14 protein-coding genes are annotated in these 17,986 nt (G+C 62.8%); 7 read left to right on the top strand and 7 right to left on the bottom strand.

Going from position 1 to position 17,986, the window contains the following annotated elements; all coding sequences use genetic code 11:
* Positions 1-50 precede the first annotated feature (50 nt).
* The 7 genes from BI347_RS10365 to BI347_RS10335 all read right to left on the bottom strand — a co-directional run bounded on the left by BI347_RS10365 (position 51) and on the right by BI347_RS10335 (position 8,951).
* Entirely contained in the window at positions 51-488 is a 438-nt protein-coding gene (locus BI347_RS10365) for an OmpA family protein (protein ID WP_083338807.1), read from the bottom strand.
* Positions 489-565: 77 nt separating this feature from the next.
* The gene (locus BI347_RS10360) at positions 566-1,063 is read right to left on the bottom strand and encodes an Hcp family type VI secretion system effector (protein ID WP_071112503.1); all 498 of its coding nucleotides are present in this window, start codon (positions 1,061-1,063) and stop codon (positions 566-568) included.
* 62 nt (positions 1,064-1,125) lie between these two features.
* Positions 1,126-2,604, bottom strand: coding sequence for a type VI secretion system contractile sheath large subunit (gene tssC / locus BI347_RS10355; RefSeq protein WP_071112502.1), 1,479 nt, complete (start codon positions 2,602-2,604; stop codon positions 1,126-1,128).
* Positions 2,601-3,116, bottom strand: a complete 516-nt coding sequence (tssB, locus tag BI347_RS10350) for a type VI secretion system contractile sheath small subunit (RefSeq protein WP_071115828.1) — start codon at positions 3,114-3,116, stop codon at positions 2,601-2,603. The genes tssC and tssB overlap by 4 nt, the downstream gene beginning before the upstream one ends.
* Before the next feature lie 36 nt (positions 3,117-3,152).
* Complete coding sequence (tagF, locus tag BI347_RS10345; RefSeq protein WP_071115827.1) at positions 3,153-4,172, bottom strand: type VI secretion system-associated protein TagF; 1,020 nt, start codon at positions 4,170-4,172, stop codon at positions 3,153-3,155.
* A 15-nt stretch (positions 4,173-4,187) separates the two neighbouring features.
* Entirely contained in the window at positions 4,188-7,988 is a 3,801-nt protein-coding gene (tssM, locus tag BI347_RS10340; protein ID WP_071116391.1) for a type VI secretion system membrane subunit TssM, read from the bottom strand.
* A 33-nt stretch (positions 7,989-8,021) separates the two neighbouring features.
* Complete coding sequence (locus BI347_RS10335) at positions 8,022-8,951, bottom strand: M15 family metallopeptidase (RefSeq protein WP_239690860.1); 930 nt, start codon at positions 8,949-8,951, stop codon at positions 8,022-8,024.
* Between the two features lie 132 nt (positions 8,952-9,083).
* On the opposite strand from BI347_RS10335, the gene tssJ reads away from it, so the two are divergent.
* From tssJ to BI347_RS10300, 7 genes are read left to right on the top strand one after another with little or no spacing between them, the layout of a single operon-like run.
* Positions 9,084-9,581 (top strand): type VI secretion system lipoprotein TssJ, encoded by a 498-nt coding sequence (gene tssJ / locus BI347_RS10330; RefSeq protein WP_071115826.1) that lies wholly within the window; start codon positions 9,084-9,086, stop codon positions 9,579-9,581.
* Positions 9,582-9,625: 44 nt separating this feature from the next.
* Positions 9,626-10,972, top strand: coding sequence for a type VI secretion system baseplate subunit TssK (tssK, locus tag BI347_RS10325; protein WP_071112226.1), 1,347 nt, complete (start codon positions 9,626-9,628; stop codon positions 10,970-10,972).
* Positions 10,973-11,015: 43 nt separating this feature from the next.
* Positions 11,016-11,681: a type IVB secretion system protein IcmH/DotU gene (gene icmH / locus BI347_RS10320; RefSeq protein ID WP_239690858.1), complete on the top strand. Its 666-nt coding sequence runs from the start codon at positions 11,016-11,018 to the stop codon at positions 11,679-11,681.
* Positions 11,678-12,157 carry a type VI secretion system baseplate subunit TssE gene (tssE, locus tag BI347_RS10315; RefSeq protein ID WP_095210792.1) on the top strand — a complete coding sequence of 160 codons (480 nt, stop codon included), beginning with the start codon at positions 11,678-11,680 and terminating at the stop codon, positions 12,155-12,157. The genes icmH and tssE overlap by 4 nt, the downstream gene beginning before the upstream one ends.
* A 25-nt stretch (positions 12,158-12,182) precedes the next feature.
* Positions 12,183-14,996 carry a type VI secretion system Vgr family protein gene (locus BI347_RS10310; RefSeq protein WP_083338806.1) on the top strand — a complete coding sequence of 938 codons (2,814 nt, stop codon included), beginning with the start codon at positions 12,183-12,185 and terminating at the stop codon, positions 14,994-14,996.
* A complete protein-coding gene (locus BI347_RS10305; RefSeq protein WP_071115825.1) occupies positions 14,996-16,246 on the top strand; it encodes a hypothetical protein in 1,251 nt (416 codons plus the stop codon). Before BI347_RS10310 ends, BI347_RS10305 begins: the two co-directional genes overlap by 1 nt.
* A complete protein-coding gene (locus BI347_RS10300) occupies positions 16,231-17,985 on the top strand; it encodes a hypothetical protein (protein WP_071112229.1) in 1,755 nt (584 codons plus the stop codon). Before BI347_RS10305 ends, BI347_RS10300 begins: the two co-directional genes overlap by 16 nt.
* Position 17,986: the final 1 nt, after the last annotated feature.

The following is a 17,986-nucleotide window of genomic DNA, read 5'->3' as shown; positions in this document are numbered from 1 at the left end:
GGCTGATGGGGCGATAACAGCGGTGCGGCTTCAATGCGGATCCGCCGCGATCAGTTGCTCACCAGCAGGCGCACGCCGTGCAGCGGACGCTCGGTGTCGAAGCGCACGGTGATCTTGCTGGACGGGATGTCGGCCATCAGCAGGTACTGTCTTACCGCGGCGGCGCGCGCCTGGGCGGCGGCCTTGGCATTGCCGATATCATTGCGGTAGCAGTGGCCGCGGATGATGATGGACTTGGCGGTTTTCAGATCGGGCAGCAGCAGATCCAATTGGGCTTCGCCCACCGGGGTCAGCTTGCCGTTCATCTTTTCGAACGGGATCAGCGTGGAGTCGGCGGCGTAGTTGGCGGCAGCGGCCTTGGCTATTTCGGACTTGGCCTGCTCGGCGGCGGCAGCAGCCTGTTTTTCGGCCTGTTGAGCCGCTGTGGGCACCGTCTGGCAAGCACTACACAGCACGGCGACAGCCACGGTAATCAACAAACGTTTCATAGCTACACTTCCCCAAGTGACAATAAAAGACTTAAAACCCGCCCAGGTCCGGGCGGGTTCACATTCCGCAGGCGGAATCAGGCGATAACTTTGTTCGCGGTCAGGTCCCAACCGGCGCTGACGTTGCCGCCACCGGCGCCGTCGGCGCGCTTCTGCTGGGTGTAGGTCCACTTGATCTTGCCGTAGCTGAAGCTCACCTTTTCCGACGGGAAGCCGGAATCGGTGGCGGAACCTTGCGGCTCAACCTTGGCGATCAGGACTTGCTCCATCTTGATCTCCATGTACTTCACCTTGTCGCCGCCGGCGCGGCACAGCTCGATGGTGATGTCCTTGATGTGCTTGCCAGTGCAGCAAGCCTCATAGATCTTTGGGCTGGCTTTGTCCAGGAAGTGGGTGATTTCGTACACCGCGTGGTTCACGCGCTCGGCGGTTGCGCCGCCGGCGGTGCTGGCCGAAGCCTGGGCCGGCTGTTCCAGCTTGTGTGCGAACGACTGGATTTCGATCCAGTCTTTGTGCTTGTCGTCGCCGCTCTCACCAGGAATGCCATCAATTTTCAGGAATGCATCAAAAGCCATTAGTACTTCTCCTTACGAAGGGTCGAAAAATGGGGGGATTTCACCCCCTAGCTAGCAAAGCGTCAGCCCGCCGGTTGCGGCAACTCGGCTACCAGACGCAATGAAATGGTCAGTTCATCCAGCTGGAAGTGCGGACGCAGGAAAGCGGCGGCGCGGTAGACCCCGGGCTTGCCCGGCACTTCCACCACGTCCACGCGCGCTTCGCGCAGCGGATACTTGGCCTTGGCCTCCTGGCTGGCGGAATCGTCCAGCAGCACGTACTGGGCCAGCCAGGTGTTCAGGTAGTCCTGCACGTTCTGGCGCGAGGCGAAACTGCCGATCTTGTCGCGCATGATGGACTTCATGTAATGCGCGATGCGGGATACCGCGAAGATGTAGGGCAGCTGGGTGGACAGGCGCGCGTTGGCGTTGGCCGAATCGGTGTTGTAGGTTTTGGCCTTCTGCACCGACTGGCCGCCGAAGAAGGCCGCGTAGTCGGTGTTCTTGCAGTGCACCAGCGAGATCAGACCCAGGTCGGACAGCAGCTTTTCGGTGCGGTCGGTGATCGCCACTTCGGTGGGGCACTTCAGCGCCACTTCGCCGTCGTCGGTCTTGAAGGTGTGGGCCGGCAGGCCTTCCACCAGACCGCCGCCCTCGACGCCGCGGATGGCCGCCAGCCAGCCGTACTGGGCGAAGGCGTCGGTCAGGCGCGCAGCGTAGGCGTAGGCGGCGTTGGTCCACAGGTATTTGTCGTGGTTGCTGCCGTCGACGTTTTCCTCGAAGTCGAAATCCTCCACCGGCACGTTGTCGCGGCCATAGGGCAGGCGGCCCAGCACGTGCGGCAGCACCAGGCCGACGTAGCGGGAGTCTTCCGACTCGCGGAACGACTTCCACTTGGCGTATTCGACGGTGTCGAAGATCTTGGCCAGATCGCGCGGCTTGCCGATGTCGGCGAAGGTCTCCAGGCCGAACAGGCCGGGCGCGGCGGCGGTGATCAGCGGCGCGTGGGCGGAGGCGGCCACGTGCGACAGCTCGTCCATCAGATAGAAGTCTTCCGGATGGCGGGTGAATTCGTAGTCGCCCACCAGCGCGGCGTAAGGCGCGCCGCCGAAGGTGCCGTACTCTTCCTCGTAGATCTTCTTGAACAGCGCGCTCTGGTCGAATTCGGCCGCGGCCTTGAAGTCCTTGACCAGATCCTTCTTTGACGCGTTGAGCACCTTGATCTTCAGCTGGGTGCTGGTTTCCGACTCCATCACCAGGTACTTCAGGCCGCGCCAGGACGCTTCCAGCTTCTGGAAGTCGCCGTGGTGCATCACATTGTTCAGTTGGTCCGAGATCAGTTGGTCGATCTCGGCGATGCGGGCGTCGATGCTGGCGGACAGGTCGCGCGATACCGTCACGCTGCCTTTCAGCACCTGGTCCACCAGTTCGCCGATCAGATCGCGGGTGTGGCTTTTTTCGCTGTCGTTGGTGGCGATGCGGCTTTGCTCGATGATGCTGTCGAGCAGGCTGCCGCCCACCGCCGCAGCCGGGGCCGCCTGTTGTTGCAGTTCCGCGCTCACTGTTCGCCTCCTTCCTGCTTGCCGCCGCGCTCGCCGATCTGGCGCAGTTTTTCGGTGTCGCGCACCACTTCGTCCAGCAGCTCTTCCAGCTTGTCGTTGCCGGCCAGCTTGTTGCGCAGGTCGGCCAGACGGGTGCGCGCTTCCAGCAACTGGTTCAGCGGATCGATCTGGCGCACCACGTTCTGCGGTTCGAAATCGGCCAGACTTTCAAAATTCAGCTCCACCGACAGCTGGCTGCCGTCGTCCTTCAGCGCGTTGTCGACTTTCATCGCCAGTCGCGGCGCCATGCCTTTCAGCACTTCGTCGAAGTTGTCGCGGTCGATCTGGACGAATTTGCGCTCCTTCATCTTCGGCAGCGGCTCCTTGCTGTGGCCGGAGTAGTCGCCCAGCACGCCCAGCACGAAGGGCAGTTCCTTGGTTTCGATCGCGTCGCCAATCTCCACGTCGTAGGTGATCTGCACGCGCGGCGGACGTACCCTCGACAGTTTTTTCTGAGTGCTTTCTTTACCCATGGCTTTTCTCTAGATGTTCAAAAGGTTCAAAAATGACTACGCGATATTGCGCGAAAGACTGGTTAAAACAGTCCGCAGCTGTGCCAAAGACAGGCCCGGATCGTTCAGTTGCCGGCCCAGCACATAGGCCGCCTCGGCATAGGCCTGATGGCTGCGCCACGGCGCCTTGGCGTCGTTGATGTCAACGACGAACTTGGCGTCCAGCGGCGCGCCCCAGCATTGGCTGGCGATCTGCTCGTTCAGGCCGGCCGGCAGCAGCACCAGGAAATGGCCTTCCGGCCGGCGCAGGATCAGGCATTGCTCCTGCGCGTCGCCATTGTCGAAAGTGGCGGCGTGGTACAGCGCCAGCCAGGTGACGGCGGCCAGCACGTTCTCGCCCTCGACCGCCGGCAGCGGCAGGAAGTAGGCCTGCACCGGCAGGCTGTCGCGGAACTTGCGCAGCAGGCGGTGGTGGAACACGAAAGCCAGTAGCACCGACTCCAGATCGCCGTCGCCCATTTCGCGCAGGCCGTTCGCCAACGCCGATGCCGGCGTCACTGCCAGGTGTTTTTCCAACAGCTGCTGCGCCAGGTCGATGTCGGCCACCGACGAGGCGCCGAAGCGCAGCTGCTCCTCCAGAAACTGCTTGCAGGCCAGCATTTCCACCGAATTGTCGATGGCGTTGGCCAGTTGATCCTTCAAGCCGGTGAAGAACAGCTCATTGGCCAGCAGCAGGATGGCGGTCGGCGGCAGCGCGTTGTCTATCGCCACCAGCGACGCCGCCACCAGCGGATAGCTGCGGCCGCCCTCGTCGCGGCTGGGCTGGATCACGCCCAGCGACAGCCAGTTCTGGTCGCGGCTTTGCAACACGAACGAAGTGGCCGGCATCGCCAGGTAGCGGCGGGTGGCACCCTCGTCGAACGCCATCCGCTGCAGGCTTTGCGCCAGCAACTGGTCCAGCTGCATGGCCGCCGGATGGGTGGCATTGACCCGCACGAAATCCGCCCGCCGCGGCAATTTGCCGAAAATGCAGAACTGCGGTGGCACCTCCAGGGTGCGCTTGAAATTGAACGCCATGCCGCTCATCTCCAATTACAACGTCACGCGTTCAGGCAACGTCAGTTTGTAAAGCCGGTTCAACTGCAGCGGATTGACGCCGCCCAGCATGCGGAAATTGAAACGTACCGTCTGCGCCTCGGCGCCGCTGCCCTTGGGCAGGGTCCAGCTCAACTGGGAGGAGCCGTCCGCACCGTCGCCGACCTTGGCGCTGGACAACAGGCGCATCAGGCCCATGCGGCCCTGCTGGTTGCCCACCACAGTGCTGGCGCCGGCGTAGTTCACCACCTGGATGCGCGCGCCTTCGCCGCCGCCGCTGCCTGGCCAGTTGAACGGCTGCCACGGCTGCGGACCGTTGCGGTAGCGCAGCTCCTGGCCGTCTATCGTCAGCACGGTTTCGGACAGGCCGGGCGTCGGCAGCGGCTGCAGTTCGAAGCGGCTGTTTTCGCCATCCTGCAGCTGGCTGCTGGCCAGCGCCATCAGCCGGCCGACGCCGTTGAGGAACTCCGGATTGAAGCGCACACCCTGGTTGCCCCAGGCGCGCGGCACCAGGGCGTCGCCCTTCTTCTGCACCAGGCCGTTCAGGTATTTGTTGACGAACTTGTCCAGCGTGCCGTCATTGGCCTTGACGAAGCGGTTGATGTCCGCCACCGAAGCGCTGCTGCTGGAGTCGCTGAATGGGTATTTGCCGGCCAACTGCTTCCACTGCGGCAGCACTTCATTGGCCCAGGCCTGGTTGATGTCCTGCGCCACCGGGCCCAGCAGTGCTGTGTACGACTGCGACAGCGGACGCACCAGCATCGGACGCACCATTTCGATGGTGTCGGCGCTGGCGCCGTTGAGCAGTGTGTTATCGACGTAGGACAGGGTGTCGCCCAGCTCGGAGCCGGAACCGTTCAACGTGGACTGCAGCGCGGCGCGCGCCTGCGGGCCTGGCTCGTCGGTGGTGGCGATGGCCGCCATCTTTACTTTCAGCTTGGCCAACTGGTCCAGGTAGCCGTTGATCGGCGGATTGTCGCCCTTCACCAGGGCGGCCACGCCGGCGAACTGCGCGCCCACTACGCCGAACTGCTTTTCGCTCTTGGCATCGGTGGCACCGTCGCCGCCCTTGAACAGCTCGGTGGTTTTCTCCAGCACCGAGCGCTTGGCGGTCTCCAGCGAGCGGTTCAGCTCGGACGGATTGTCCCAGGCGGTTTCCTGCGCGGCGCGCGCCAGGATCAGCCTGATCGGCGAATTCTGCTTGTCGGCCAAGCGGGTCATAGCGGAAGCGGACTGCGCCGGATTGGTGATGTCGCGCACCACCACACCTTGCAGGAACTTGTGCCAGGCGGCGATGTACTGGGAGCGGTACAGCGCCTCCAGCGCGGCGCGGTTCTTCTCCACGTCGCCATCCTTGCCCAGATTGTCCTGGGTGCTGGAAGCCAGCACCCAGTCGTCGCTGCGGATTTCGCCGCGGCTGGCCTCGTCGATGGCGCCGCGCACGTAGTTGTTCCACGCTTCGCGGGTATAGGCGCCCTCCACCATCTGGCTGCTGGCCATGATGTCCATGTCGCGGTTGTCCAGGATGCGGGCCACCGTCAACGGCGCGAAACGGGTATTGGCGCGCGCCTTGATCTCGCTGAACACGCGCTCCTGCGCCGACAGCCGCTTGAATGAGCCGCGCAGCACGTCGCGGGCATCGGCCACCACCTTGACGTCGTTGTCGATCAGCGGCAGGTCAGACTCCTTGATCTGGCTGACGTAGAATGCCACCAGCTTCTCAGCCTGGCCCATCACCTCGTTGACCGGATACTCGCCGCGCTGGCTTTCCAGCCACGGCCGCCAATAGCGCGGCAGCTGGTCGGCCAGCTGCGCCTCTTCCATCCGGCGCTGATCGTGCAGCATCAGGTAAGTTTTCAGCGCGTTGTAGCCGACATCCAGCTGCTGCGGGTTCTGCGGTTTGCCGGCGGATTCGCCGCCGATGGCCGGCGCAGAGGCGTCCAGCTTGGCGGTGGTGGCGCGCTGCGGCAGCTCCAGCGCGCTCAGATTGATGTTGGGCAGGCCGCCGTGCGGCTTGGGCCGCGGCTTGTACTGTTTGATCGGCTTGGCCGGCTGCGGCTTGGCTTCGGGTTTGGGTTCAGGCTTGGGCTGCGGCTTCGGCGGTTCGCTGACCGCAACCGGCTGCGGCGCGCCGGGCTTGAGCGAGGCCAGCGTGGTTTCCAGGTTTTTCTGCACCGGGCGCAGCATCACGTCCTTCAGGCCAGCGAAGTAGGCCTTGCGCAGATTGCGCTCCAGTTCGCCGCCCTGATACAGGCCCATGCCGATTTGCCACGGCTCGCCGTTGCGGCGGTAGTTCTGCAACTCCTCGAGGCGGCGCTGCAGGATCAACAGGCCGTTCAGGCGGTCGTACAACTGGCCGGATGCGGCCAGCTTCTGCGCCTGCGCGCATTCGGTGTTGACCTGGGCGATCAGCTGCTGGTTGCCGACGAAGGACCAGGTCCACAGGCCAGCCACCGCAGCCAGGCTCGCTACGCCGGCTATCATGCCGGCTAGGCGCCAGCGGCTGCCGCTGGGCTTGGTCTGCTGGAAGATCAGGTGCTGGTCGGGGAACAGCACTTCGCGGAACAGGCCGCGCAGGAAGTAGCTGTACGAAGCCGGCGCCTGATGCTTGTCCAGCGAGCCGGCGGCCAGGTCGAACTGGCCCTGAACGCGGCCGGCGGTGACGATGCGCGGCACGCCTTCCTGCAAAGCGCTGGTGAAATAGAAGCCGCGCAGCAAGGGGCGGGAATGGTAAGGGTCCTCCTCGAACAACAGGCGGACGAATTTGACCACCGCCTCCTGCAGCCCGTGGAATTCGATCGGGAAGGCGAAGTGGGCCGACTTCACCGCATCGCCGCGCGCCTGCGACAGCTTTTCCTCGCCGGCCTGCACCAGGCCGCGGTACAGCTGATCGAACTGCTGCGACACCACGGCGGAGGCGTCGAAACCGGTGCCCTGGTCAGCCGACAGCGTGGCGCCCCAGACGCGGGAGCGCGCCTCTTCGCCAGCCTCGTTGAAGAACTGGGCAAAACCACCCAGCAGATCAAGCTTGGTGAACACCAGGTAGATGGGCACCATCAGGCCAAAGGTGTTGCACACCTCGTGGATGCGCTCGCGCACCTGGCGGGCGTACAGGACGAAGCCCTCGCTATTGTGCTGCGCCAGCTCCGGCAGGCTGATCGCCACCATGATGCCGTTGACCGGCGCCTTGGAACGGTATTGCTTGAGCAGCTTGAGGAAGGCCAGCCATTCGCCGCGGTCTTCGCTCTCGGTGGCATAGCGGCCTGCGGTGTCCAGCAGCACGCCCTCGGTGGAGAAGAACCAGTCGCAGTTGCGGGTGCCGCCCACGCCCTGGATGCCGCTCTTGTCGCTGAAGGGGAAGCTCAGGCCGGATTGCAGAATGGCGGAACTTTTGCCCGCCGCCGGATGCCCGATGATCATGTACCAAGGCAACTCGTACAGCGCCGCGCTGCCGCGCGCGGTGCCGATATTGGATTTCTTCAGGGTGTCGATCGCGCCCAGCATGCGCTGGCGCAGCAGGGTGACCTCGGCGCGCTTGTCAGCGCTGGCGTTGATCACCGCCTCGTCCGCCTGGCGCCGCAGCATCCCCTCCAGCAAGCCGCCGGCGCGGCGCGCCAGCACCTGGCCGATCAGCAAGGCCAGCACCCATACGATCATCACCACGACGATCCATCCCAAGCGCGCTTCCAGCGACTTGAGCCCCAGCCAGGGCCCTAGCCACCAGATCAGGGCGATCAGGATCAAGAACCCGATGGCGGACGCCACCTTGGCATTGCGTAGCCAACCTTTGTTAAACACCGAATTCACCTTCCCTTAAAAGCCAAAAGACAATTATTTGTTCTTGTGCGCCAGCAAGGCTCGCAAGGAGCCTGCGCGTTCGACGTGGCCGTAGTCGCGGAAGCTCCACACCCCGCCCCATCCCAAGCCGGCGGCCTTCGACTCCTCGCCCAGCGCGGTATAGGCCTGCATTGCCCACGGATCCCGTTCCGAGATCACCACCTTGCCGTTGCGGACCGGCGCCAGATCTGCGGCCAGTCCATATTGGTGCTTGCTCTCCCCACCCTTGGCCTGGGTAACCTTGACGCTGCCGCCGGCCAGCCGGTTCTGCCGTTCGGCGCTGCGGAATCCCTCCAGCAGCACCATCGGGAAGCCGCGCGCCTTCATTTTCTCCATCACCCGCAACACGTCCTGCACGAAAGCGGGGTCCATCTTGCTCCAGTCGCGGTCGGCCTTGTCCAAAGCCAGAGACGGCTTTTCCGCCACCGCGTCTATGAAAGCCTCGGGCGGCAACGGTGGAGGCGGAACCAGCTTTTCCTCAAGCAGCGCCTGCCTGATCTGATTGCCATGAGCATATTCATTCGGGATGAACTTCGAATCCTGATGGTAGCCGCCAAAGTGCAGCGTAATTGCCACAACTCCTCCCACCAGTGACAAGGACAGCAGCGGGACCATCCACAGCAACCAGCGGTTTTGCAACCATCCGCGCGCGGCGGATGCCGCGCCGGGCAAACGCGACGGAGCCGCATCGGACCGGATGTCCTCCACCGGAACGAAGGTCGGATTCGACGGGATCGCAATCGATGCCTGCTCGACTTGGAGCCTTGCTCCGCCAAGGAAATATCGCCAACCAAGCCAAAACAAAAGCAATACGATGCAAGCCACCACCAGTGGCACGATTAACGTCATTGGAATTTTTGATACAAACGATTGATGAACCAGCAAATTACGCGATATGCTTGATTTGATTTGTAAAGAAGTCAAGTGCCGGCGTCTAATTTGACAAGGCGCTCACAAGCAGAGACAAGCAAAATCTTTAGAATTAACCGTTGGATGTCGTCTTATTTCAGGTGTCGATTATATGGATTTAACTAAGCACTGGCAAAAACTTGCTTGATGATCGCAGCGCTGGCGCTGCCCTTGCTCAGCGGCTGCGCGGGTCCGAAGAATATCACGCTGAGCAGTGAGGCCAGCGCTGCGCTGAATCGCGACAAACATGGAAAATCATTGTCCGTCGTAGTACAGGTTTACCAGCTGAAGTCGGATCAAGGATTCAAATTACTCACACCTGACCTTTTGGCCAGTGGCAAACCAATTCCAGATGTGCTTGTCGCTTCGGTATTATCCAGCAAGGAGTTGATATTTGTTCCGGGCGGTAAGCAGGAACTGGATATGACGGTTCTGGAAGATGCCAATTATGTTGGCGTGATCGGCTATTTCCGTCAGCCGAATCCCCATTTCTGGCGTCTGCTTTACGACGCCGGCAGAGTCCGCAGCAAGGATCTTAAATTCAAAGTCGACGACTGCTATTTAAAGGCGATCAAACCTGAAGCCATTCCATTGCCGGACCAACCCAATACCGGCGCAGTCGATTGTTCCGCCGCGCGCAACTAGAATAGCGGGCATCATTTCAAAACCAAGCCAAGGTTCAAGCAGCAATGCTTCATGCACAAAGAATATTATGGGGCGAAGGCATGTTTCTTCGCCCGCAGCATTTTCAGCAACAGGCGCTATTCCAGGAGCAGACTCAATCCAGCCTGTTGCAGCTGACGCATCGCCATGTCTGGGGCATTCAAAAGCTGACACTGGACGAGGCCGCGCTCAGAGGCGGCATCGTCCGCGTCGACGAGCTGACCGCGCTGTTCCGCGACGGCGCGCTGTACCAGGCGCCCAGCCACGCGCCGCTGCCGTTGAGCCGCGACCTGACCGCCATGCCGCAGCTCGGCATCAAGACCACGCTGTACGCCTGCCTGGCGCAACTGCAGCCCTATGGCGGCAATAGCCGCAGCGGCGAGGCCAGCGCCCGCCCCACCCGCTTCCACAGCGATCACAGCGAAGTGTCCGACCTGTACACCCAGGCGCTGGCAGCCGACCTCTCCACCCTGCAGCTGGACATCAAGCTGATGCTGGAAGAGGAAAACCGCGATGGCTACGATGCCATCCCGCTGTGCCGGCTGGAAAAAGACGCCACCGGCCAATGGGGCGTCGGCAAGGACTTCCTGCCGCCGCTGCTGGCGATCGAAGGCTCCAGCGAGATGATGCAGATGTTGCGCCGGTTGCTGGACATCCTGCTGGTGAAGAGCCAGGCGCTGTCCGGCGCCCACCGCGAACGCGCCAAGAGCGTGATGGAGTTCGGCTCGGCCGACATCAGCTCGTTCTGGCTGCTGCACACCGTCAACCGCAATTTCGCCCGCCTGCGCCACCTGTCGCAATGCCAGCCGCTGCACCCGGAAGAGCTGTACATGGCGCTGGCCGAGTTCTGCGGCGAGCTGCAAACCTTCGCCACCCTGTATACCTTGTCGGACATCCCGGCCTACCGCCACGAGCAGCTGCACCAGGTGTTCCCGCAGCTGGACCTGCAGATCCGCGAACTGCTGGAAACCGTGGTGTCGGCCCGCTACAAGGTGATCCCGCTGCATTCGCCGCGGCCGTCCTTCCATATCGGCCGGCTGGAGAGCGACCGGCTGCTGGACAACGTCGACTTCTACCTATCGGTGCAAAGCGACCAGCCGGCCAGCCATATCCTCGACAACGTGCCGCTCAAGCTCAAGATCGGCGCGCCGGACGACGTCGAGCGCATTCTCAACTCGGCGATGCGCGGCGTCGGCCTGGTCCATTCGGCGCAAACGCCGTCGGCCATTCCGGTGCGGGTGGGTAACCACTATTTCGCGCTGGAGCCGGGCAGCGAGATCTACAGCCGCATGCTGCAATCGCGCAGCGTCTGCATCTACGTGCCGCAGACCCTGGCCAATATTTCCATCGAACTGATCGCGGTCTTCCGCTAATACCGACATGAACCAAGCAAGCACCCAAACCGCGGAACGCGCCATGGCCGTTGCCGCCCCCGCCGCGCCCAGCCTGCGCGAGATGCTGGAGGACGGCATCTACCTGCTGTTCCTGCTGAAGGAAGGCAACGCCCCCAGCAGCGCGGTGGAGTTCAACCGCCGCGTCGACCACTTCCTCAGCCAGTTCGAACGCAACGCCCGCAACTTCGGCAAGGACGGCAACGCCATCTCCCACGCCAAATACGCTTTCTGCGCGCTGATGGACGAAATCATCCTGTCGTCCGACTTCGCGCTGCGCGACGAATGGGAACGGATGCCCTTGCAGTTGCGCCTGTTCGGCGAGCACCTGGCCGGCGAAGGCTTCTTCAATCGCCTCGAACAATTGCGCAATGCGCCCGCGGAAAACATCGAGGCGCTGGAAGTGTTCTACACCTGCCTGCTACTGGGCTTCCAGGGCAAATACCTGCTGGAAGGCGAAGAGAAGCTGGGCTATCTGATCCACAAGCTGAGCCAGGAAATCCAGCAGATCCGGGGCGGCAAGGCCGAGTTCGCGCCCAACTGGCAGCTGCCGCAGCGCTTCCAGGCCTTTGTCCGCCATGAGTTGCCGCTGTGGCTGTACTTCGCGCTGCTGGCCATCGTCGGCGCCGGCATCTTCGTCGCCTTCCGCTGGATGCTGGCCCGCCAGGCTGCCTCCGTATTCGGGCTATGAGCGGCAACCGCCACGCGCAAATCCTGCCTTCGGTGCTGGACAGGCTGCTGGACGACGCGCCCGACCTGAGCCACACCGAAGCCATCAGCCTGTTTGAACTGTCGCAGTTCAAGCAGGCGTTGGCGCGCGATCTGGAAGCCTTGCTCAACACCCGGCTGATGCCGCAGGACGAACTGTTCGAATCCTTCCCGCTCTCGCGCGACAGCCTGCTCAGCTACGGCATTCCCGACTTGTCCGGCATCAGCCTGCTCAACCCCGACGACCGCGAAGTGCTGCGCGAGCAACTGCGCCGCTCGATAGAACTGCACGAACCCAGGTTGTCGCGGGTACGCGTCAATCTGGATGCCCCCCGCGAGATGGAACGCCATCTGCGCTTCCGCGTCGACGCCGTGCTCAAGGTGCACCCGCACCGCCCGCCGGTGACCTTTGACGCCACGCTGCAGCTGTCCTCCAACGTATACAAAGTACACGGCTGACTAACAGCCTCTTATCGGTTCGATCATGGACATATCCAGCCTGCTAGCCAGCTTCGCCTCCGCCTTCAGCCAGGACCACCGCCTGCTCACCCTCGGCCTGGGCGACGGCCACATCGCGGCCGAGCAGTTGCTGCCGCAAAGCCTGGACGGCGAGGAAGGGGTGTCCAAACCGTACCGCTTCACCCTGACCTGCCTGTCGCCCGATGGCGCCATCGAACTCAAGACCCTGCTCGGCCAGCCGGCCCGCATCGGCATCGCCGACGCCCAGGGCGTGGAGACGGTGCGCTGCGGCGTGGTCTCGCAAGCGCGGCTGCTAGGCTCGGACGGCGGTTTCGCCAAGTATGGCCTCACGGTGGAGCCGCCGTTCGCGCTGCTGCGCCACCGCCGCACTTCGCGGGTGTTCCAGGACCTGACGGTGCCGGACATCGTCCAGCAGATCCTGCGGGAACACCAGGCCGCCAACCCCGCCTTCGCCCGGGGGCAGGCGCTGCAGATCCAGGCGGGCCCGGCGTCGCCGCGCAGCTACTGCCTGCAATACCGCGAGAGCGACTACGACTTCATCGTCCGCCTGCTGCACGAGGAAGGCTACGCCTGGCGCTTCGAGCATATCGACGGCGACAGTCCCCAGGTCAAGCTGGTGGTGTTCGACGACGCCTACAGCCTGCCGCCCGCCCCGCTCGAACGCGTGCGCTTCCACCGCAGTGACGCCACCGAAGAGGAGGACGGCCTCACCGGCTGGAACAGCAGCCGCCAGATTGTGCCCGGCCAGGTGGCGCTGGCCAGCTTCGACTACCAGCCGGTGTCCACCCGGCACACCGGCGACAGCAGCCAGATCGACCAGGGCCAGGGCGGCGGCGCGCTGCAATCCAGCCTGCAGGACTACGACGCCCAGGGCCTGTATTACGCCGGCGACGCCGACCAGCTGTCCCGCTACGCCCAGCTGCGCCAGCAGGCGCACGATCTGCAGGCCAAACAATTCGAAGGCGCAGGCTCGGTCCGCGGCCTGACCGCCGGCCAGTGGTTCCGCCTTGACGACCACCCGGCGCACCAGGCCGACAGCGCCGAACAGCGCGAATTCGTGGTCACCGGCCAGACCTTGCGCGCCCAGAACAACCTGCCGGCCGACCTCACCCGCCAGTTGAACCAGGCCGCGCCCGGGCTGCTGGCCCTGGGGCTGGAGAGCGACGCCGCCGTGACCGCCGGCGCCCAGGCCGCGCCGTTCGCCACCACGCTCCAGGCCCAGCGCCGAGGCATCCCGCTGACGCCGGCCTACGCCCACACCGCGCAGGCCAAGCCGACCAGCCTGGGCGTGCAGACCGCCACCGTGGTCGGTCCGCCGGGCGAAGACGTCCACACCGACCAACAGGGCCGCATCAAGGTGCAGTTCCACTGGCAGCGGCCGGACGAACACCCGACCATCGGCGCCGGACTCGACGACAAGTCGTCATGCTGGCTGCGCGTCGCCATGCCCAGCGCCGGCGCCGGCTGGGGGCACCAGTTCATCCCGCGCATTGGTCAGGAAGTGCTGGTCGACTTCATCGAAGGCGACATCGACCGGCCGGTGATCACCGGCGTGCTGTACAACGGCAGCCACCCGACGCCCGACTTCAGCGGCGCCGGCTCGCTCCCCGCCAACAAGACGCTGTCCGGCATCAAGAGCAAAGAACACCAGGGCGGCGGCTACAACGAGCTGCTGTTCGACGATACCCCCGGCGAAGTGCGCGCCAAACTCAGTTCCGAATCCGGCAAGACCCAACTGAACCAGGGCTTCCTGACCCAGCCGCGCAGCAACGGCAAGGCGACGCCACGCGGCGAAGGCTTCGAGCTCAGAACCGACCAGCACGGCGCCATCCGCGCCGCCCACGGTCTGCTCTTGTCCACCGAAGCGCAGAACGGCGCTGGGGGCAAACAGCTGGCGCGCGAGCACGCCCAGAGCCAGCTCGACGCCGCCCTCTCCCTCAGCCAGGCGCTGGCCGAAACCGCCACTGGCCAGCTGGCGGATACGATGGAAACCGGCCCCGACGCCATCGGCCCGGACAACGCCAAAGCCGGCAAAAAACCGGACGGCCACCTGCAGCACCACGTCGACGCGCTGAAGGCCTGGGAAGCGGGATCGAACACCGACAAAGACGGCAAAACGGCGAAAGAGCAAGCCGGCCGGCAGCCGCTGCTGGTGCTGTCCGGCCCGGCCGGCATCGCCTCCCTGACCGAGCAAAGCCAGACGCTATTCGCCGGCAGCAACCTGAACCTCGTCGCCCAGCGCGATGCCAACCACACGACGGGGCGACGCTGGCTGCACAACGTCGGCCAGCACATCAGCCTGTTCGTGGCCGGGGTGAAAGACAAGGTGGCGCTGAAGCTGATCGCGGCCAAGGGCAAGGTGCAGATCCAGGCGCAGAGCGACGCGATGGAGATCACGGCGGATCAGGATGTCGCCATCACCTCCTGCAAGGACAAGATAATTGTCAATGCTGGCGACGAAATCCTGCTGACCGCAGGTGGAGCCTATATCCGAATCAAGGGCGGCAATATCGAAGTCCATGCGCCGGGCCAGGTGACGGTGAAAGGCGCCAGCCACACGCTGGACGGACCTGCCCGCATGGACTGGGCACAACCGCAGTACAATAAGATCGTCTGCACCGAGCAGATCGATGCCCAATTGCTTACCCAAGCGCACCCAGAACTCAGCGGCAAGAAATACGTTTACTACTCCGCCGACACTGGCAAAAAACTCGCGAGCGGCGCCCTGGACGGCAGCGGCCAAACCGAGCGCATCCACCTGCCAGGCATCAACAACATCAAGGCCCTGATCGGGTCGGGCGAATGGGAAATCCTTTAATGAATCAACGACATGCTCTTGTCCTGATTGGCGCGCTCGCGCTGCCCGCCTTTCGCGCCGGCGCGGCCAACCAGCCGGAAGACACCACCGCGGCGCTGGGCTGGAATACGCTGCAAATCCACTCCAGCCAGACGCTGGCCGGAGCGGCACCCAACCAGTATTCAGCGAAGAATCTTTTCGATCCGGATCCGGCCAAAGCCTGGGTGTTCCATGCCGAAGAACGATATCCTCGCTCCTCTGAAATCAAAAATCCCGCAGTCTTGACGCTGACTCTGGCTCAGCCGAGCTCGCTGTTCGCCATCGCCCTGACTCCCGGATACCTCAAGTCGGCCGCCACCCAGTTCCAGAACGCCTCGCCCAAGAGCGTGTTGGTCAGCCTGTACCGCCCGCATGAAGACAAGCCATTTGAAACGCGCCGCTTCTCGCTGGCCTACCACGCGCGGGAATACTCGTTTCCTCAGTTGCAAAAAGAACTGAAAACCGTGGCTTTCAACGATCCGTCTGAGGATAGAATCACCGGCAAGTCGGACAATGCCCTGAACGCCTCCGAGCGCCTGCTGCTGCTCAACGCCAGCGGAGCCAAAGTCGCCAAGATCACTCTGGAGATCCCCTCCATCGAAGCCGGCGCCAAATATACCGACACCGCCATCAGCAAACTCAGGCTGCTGGATCGACAGGCCAGTCGGAATTCGCCTGAATATGGCTTATCGCAGTACATCGCTCACAATCTGGATGCCGCCACACATAGTCTGAGCGAGAACCAATACTGTCTCTCCTACACCGACAAGAACGCCTGGCCCCGGCTGCAGAACCATCCATGCGCTGGCCCCGCGCCGAAACTGCAGCAAGGCCAGGCCGACCAGGGCATAGACGACATCATTTTCACCCGCAAGGACCCAGCCACGCAGGAATATCAGGTGCCGCTCACCACGGCCTTGCGCGACGCCCACTCCACCCGCCAGAACGGCATGAAACGCATGCGCCTGGCAGCCGCCGACGTGGCGAACAACGAACTGATCCTGAGCAAGAACTCGCGTGGCGAACTGCGGGCGCTATCCGGTCTGACGCTGACCCAGGCATTTCTGGCAAACCGCACCGATGGCCTCGGCAAGGCCTATCTGCAACCGCAGGACAGTGCCTATTTCTTTTTCGCCTACTCTCGGTTGCAGTTCACCCCGGCCAATAGCGGCTACCAGTTGAGCGTGTACGGGCCTACCGGCAGCCAGGAGGCACAATGGGCGATCCGCTAGAAAAATACCAGGATTTCGACTTCGGCAAATATACCGAAGAGCAGAAGTACGACATCCTGCAGCGTGTGTTCGAGCACCATGCCGCCGCCAACGGCAAAAACAACGTCGCCGGCTTCTCCTTTGAAACCGACAGCGGCAGGATCAACCTGATAGGCGCGCGGGGGTTCGCCAAAGGCAAGGTAGTCAAGGATAGCAACAAGGTATTCGACGACACGCTGTTCGTCGTCTATAAAAACGCGTCCGGCCAGAAGAAGGTGGCCGAATTCGACTTCAACACCGAGCCTTACAGCAAAAGCAACGGGCAACTGGCAGGCCGGGTGCTGATCAACGGCCTGTACCAGTACCGGCTGGGCAATCACAAGATGTCGTCCTATCACTCGCATGCCAGCCTGGAGGAAATGGAGCAGACGCATCGCTTTGCCCAACGCCACAACTATCGGGCGCTGCGCATCGTCAAAGGACTTGCCTTCCACGCCCAGAACACTGGCAGCGCCAAAGCGCCCGAGTACGACTTCAATCCGGACAAGCCGGATGCGCCCACCGCGACCAACGAGCACAACATCCATTACGGCGGAGAAGGCCCCAACAACCGCACCAGCAACTGGAGCGAAGGCTGCCAGACGGTAAAAGGCCTGGACAACTATATCCGGCTGTTGAAAATCCTCGAGCAGGACTACAGCCTGGCAGGCACCATCAACAACGAGCTTATCGCCAAGCCGTCGACCGATGGCAAGCGGCCCGTGGTCTATGCCTTGGTCGACGGCCACCAGATCGCCGATGAAACCAAGATCCAAGTCAAATTTCTGGATCGCATCCTGCAGCCTATGATCAATGTCTGGTATGAAATCCGCCATGGCGACCAGACTATCAGCGGCAAGACCGATCACGACGGCGACACCGGCGCGCTGTACGGCCACGATCCCAAAGACAAGATCAATGTCAAGCTGCAGGGCCCAGTGGGCGACAGCAAGCAACTGCCTCCGGTGCAGGCCAAGGAAAGCGCATTCCACAAATATATGTGCGTCATCAGTCCCAAAGTGCTGTGCGACGGCCTGGCGCGCCCGGACGCGGAGCAGAGCCAACCCGAAATAACGAACACCCAAGCCAAAAGCCACAAGCATCACAACAAACAACGCAAGCCGGTTTCCAAGATAGAGGTGCCCAAGAATCGCAACCCGCTGGAAACGCCGATACCGGATGATGAATTCGAGGACTGCAACGCGCTGACGCTGGAACAGATCACCAGCATCCTCAAGAACAACAATCCAGTGCTGGTGGATACCTACAAGGCTGATGAGCTGCTTTACAAGGCGGCTCAAAACTACAAGCTGAACCCCAAGGTGCTGCTGGCGACGATGAAGCAGGAACAGGGCTGGGCCAAGAACGGCCGCTACAACAAGCTGATGGGCGTCGGCCCCGGCGGCGATCCAACATCCATGGGCGTAGAGCAGTCGATCAACAAGTCGGCCCAGACCTATCGCAAACAGTTCGACGACGGCAAGAAAAAGCTCTCTTCGTTCAAAATCAACTTCGACCCCAATTCCCACGAAGTCGCAGCGGTGGGCAGCGGCGGGGCCTCAGTCAGCGAGGACGAGGTCGTGGCGATGAAGGAAGGCTATCGGTACACGCCGCGCACCGCCTCTGAATACGCCAAACTGCACTACACGCCGTGGACCTATTTTCCGCCTCAGCGCAGCCGTCCTTACGATACCTGGGTGAAAACTTTCCGGAGCTTCTGAG

Origin of the sequence: Chromobacterium sphagni, assembly GCF_001855575.1 — a bacterium.
Classification (GTDB): domain Bacteria; phylum Pseudomonadota; class Gammaproteobacteria; order Burkholderiales; family Chromobacteriaceae; genus Chromobacterium; species Chromobacterium sphagni.
The sequence above is the reverse complement of the archived record's forward strand: the minus strand, read 5'-3'. Positions and strand labels throughout refer to the sequence as shown.

Excerpts from the sequence above, each read along its gene's own strand:
- BI347_RS10365 (WP_083338807.1), bottom strand. The coding sequence starts at position 488 with ATGAAACGTTTGTTGATTACCGTGGCTGTCGCCGTGCTGTGTAGTGCT.
- BI347_RS10360 (WP_071112503.1), bottom strand. The coding sequence starts at position 1,063 with ATGGCTTTTGATGCATTCCTGAAAATTGATGGCATTCCTGGTGAGAGC.
- tssB (WP_071115828.1), bottom strand. The coding sequence starts at position 3,116 with ATGGGTAAAGAAAGCACTCAGAAAAAACTGTCGAGGGTACGTCCGCCG.
- tagF (WP_071115827.1), bottom strand. The coding sequence starts at position 4,172 with ATGGCGTTCAATTTCAAGCGCACCCTGGAGGTGCCACCGCAGTTCTGC.
- tssJ (WP_071115826.1), top strand. The coding sequence starts at position 9,084 with ATGATCGCAGCGCTGGCGCTGCCCTTGCTCAGCGGCTGCGCGGGTCCG.
- tssK (WP_071112226.1), top strand. The coding sequence starts at position 9,626 with ATGCTTCATGCACAAAGAATATTATGGGGCGAAGGCATGTTTCTTCGC.
- icmH (WP_239690858.1), top strand. The coding sequence starts at position 11,016 with ATGGCCGTTGCCGCCCCCGCCGCGCCCAGCCTGCGCGAGATGCTGGAG.
- tssE (WP_095210792.1), top strand. The coding sequence starts at position 11,678 with ATGAGCGGCAACCGCCACGCGCAAATCCTGCCTTCGGTGCTGGACAGG.
- BI347_RS10310 (WP_083338806.1), top strand. The coding sequence starts at position 12,183 with ATGGACATATCCAGCCTGCTAGCCAGCTTCGCCTCCGCCTTCAGCCAG.
- BI347_RS10305 (WP_071115825.1), top strand. The coding sequence starts at position 14,996 with ATGAATCAACGACATGCTCTTGTCCTGATTGGCGCGCTCGCGCTGCCC.
- BI347_RS10300 (WP_071112229.1), top strand. The coding sequence starts at position 16,231 with ATGGGCGATCCGCTAGAAAAATACCAGGATTTCGACTTCGGCAAATAT.